Source organism: Streptomyces sp. NPDC006516, from assembly GCF_040611875.1.
In the GTDB taxonomy this organism is placed as follows: Bacteria; Actinomycetota; Actinomycetes; order Streptomycetales; family Streptomycetaceae; genus Streptomyces.
The window spans coordinates 1-1,018 of sequence record NZ_JBEXPD010000043.1 but is presented as its reverse complement, the minus strand read 5'-3'; the positions used below and the strand labels follow the sequence as shown (position 1 = coordinate 1,018).

Annotated in this window: 1 protein-coding gene; it reads left to right on the top strand. The window is 69.2% G+C overall.

Annotated elements, in window-relative coordinates; translation table 11 throughout:
* Positions 1-1,018: type I polyketide synthase (locus tag ABZY45_RS35070; RefSeq protein ID WP_356746307.1), on the top strand; the 1,018-nt coding region annotated here is incomplete at both ends.

The window sequence follows — 1,018 nt, the reverse complement described above, 5'->3', positions numbered from 1 at the left end:
GGATGCGGGTGGGGCGGTGATGGTGCCGTTGCCGTTGGATCTGGTGGCGTTGCGGTCGCAGCCGGCCACTGTTCCGTACCTCCTCCGCCACATGGTGCCCGCCGTGCGCAAGGTGGTGCGCTCCGGCACCTCCTCGGGCGTCTTGACGGCCCGGCTGTCCGGTCTCGGTCCGGAGGAGCGGGAGCGGTTGCTCCTGGAGGTGGTGCGGGAGCAGGTCGCCGGCGTACTGGGCCATGCCACGGCCAACGCCATCGAGGCCGACCGCGCCTTCAAGGAGCTGGGCTTCGACTCCCTCACGTCGGTCGAGCTCCGCAATCGCCTCAACGTCGCAACGGGCCTGCGGCTTCCTGCGACGCTGGTGTTCGACTACCCGAGTGCGCGAGCTGTGTCCGCCTACCTCGACGGCGAGTTGTCCGAGAGCGGGGCGGAGTCGGCAGGCGGCGTGGTCGTACGTCAGGCGATCGCGGACGACGATCCGATCGTGATCGTGGGAATGGCCTGCCGCTACCCCGGCGGTGCGGAGTCGCCCGAAGGTCTGTGGGACGTCGTGGCCGAGGGCCGCGACGCGGTCTCGTCCTTCCCGGAGGACCGTGGCTGGGACACCGGACGGCTGTACGATCCCGAGCCGGGTACGCCGGGGAAGTCGTACACGCGCATGGGTGGATTCCTGCACGACGCGGCCCGGTTCGACGCCGACTTCTTCGGGATCAGTCCTCGGGAGGCGTACGAGATGGATCCCCAGCAGCGGCTGCTGCTGGAGGTGTCGTGGGAGGCCATCGAGCGGGCGGGCATCGTTCCGTCGACGCTGGCGGGTTCACGGACGAGCGTGTACGCGGGTGTGATGTACCACGACTACGCGGCAGGCGCCAACGAAGGCAGCCTGGTCTCCGGCCGCATCGCCTACACGCTGGGTCTTGAGGGGTCGGCGGTGACGGTGGACACGGCGTGTTCGTCGTCGTTGGTGGCGTTGCATTCGGCGGTGCAGTCTCTGCGGTCGGGGGATTGTGATCTGGCGTTG